The sequence below is a fragment of the Klebsiella indica genome, assembly GCF_005860775.1.
Taxonomy (GTDB): Bacteria; Pseudomonadota; Gammaproteobacteria; order Enterobacterales; family Enterobacteriaceae; genus Klebsiella; species Klebsiella indica.
In genome coordinates, this window is the sequence record NZ_VCHQ01000052.1 from 1 (window position 1) to 1,093 (window position 1,093).

At 58.8% G+C, this 1,093-nt stretch carries 1 protein-coding gene; it reads right to left on the reverse strand.

What is annotated here, in order from left to right; all coding sequences use genetic code 11:
• Positions 1–773: 773 nt before the first annotated feature.
• Positions 774–1,093: transposase (locus FE839_RS24305; protein ID WP_171034962.1), on the reverse strand; the 320-nt coding region annotated here is incomplete at its 5' end.

The window sequence follows — 1,093 nt, forward strand, 5'->3', positions numbered from 1 at the left end:
CGCCAGGGGGGATGAGAAGCCCCGACCGGGGGTCGACAACTGGCGTAGCCAGTTGGACAGATGACGAGCCCGCGAGGAATCTGCCCGCAGGGCGAGCGCAGCGAGTCAATCCCCCCCTCACCGCCATCTTTAAAGAAGAGCGCGTACGCAAGTACGGGCTCTTTTTTGTATATCGCACACGCCGGGGGGGATGAGAAGCCCCGACCGGGGGTCGACAACTGGCGTAGCCAGTTGGACAGATGACGAGCCCGCGAGGAATCTGCCCGCAGGGCGAGCGCAGCGAGTCAATCCCCCCCTCACCGCCATCTTTAAAGAAGAGCGCGTACGCAAGTACGGGCTCTTTTTTGTATATCGCACACTCAGGGGGGGATGAGAAGCCCCGACCGGGGGTCGACAACTGGCGCAGCCAGTTGGACAGATGACGAGCCCGCGAGGAATCTGCCCGCAGGGCGAGCGCAGCGAGTCAATCCCCCCTCACCGCCATCTTTAAAAAAGAGCGCGTACCAGGTACAGGCTCTTTTTTGTATATCGCACACACAGGGGGGATGAGAAGCCCCGACCGGGGGTCGACAACTGGCGTAGCCAGTTGGACAGATGACGAGCCCGCGAGGAATCTGCCCGCAGGGCGAGCGCAGCGAGTCAATCCCCCCTCACCGCCATCTTTAAAGAAGAGCACGTACCAGGTACGGCAGATTGCTGACGAACCCCATATTTTTGCATGGGGTTCTTCTTTTGTAGCGACCACAGGTCGCGATCGCGATTTTTTTCGCTTATCACCCCATCATGGCGTTTTGCCATCCTGATGACGTTACGGGTCTTCCTGACTGCCCTTTCTGCACCATTAACAGCCAGTAAAAAAGCGCCAGAAGCGCCAACTTCTTCATATTCTGCGCTGTCGCCGCCAGCAGACACTGCATCTGCACTTTCATCAGGCCACGGAACCGTGCATACCGGTGACCGTGATGCTGTTTCGCGTCCGCGAAGCTTCTCTCCACCGTTTCCTTGCGCCTCGCGTACACTTTTTTACCCCATTTCGTCAGCCGCAGCGCGTTCGCTTTCTCTTTCGCCTCTTCCCACACGTGCCGCGTTATCG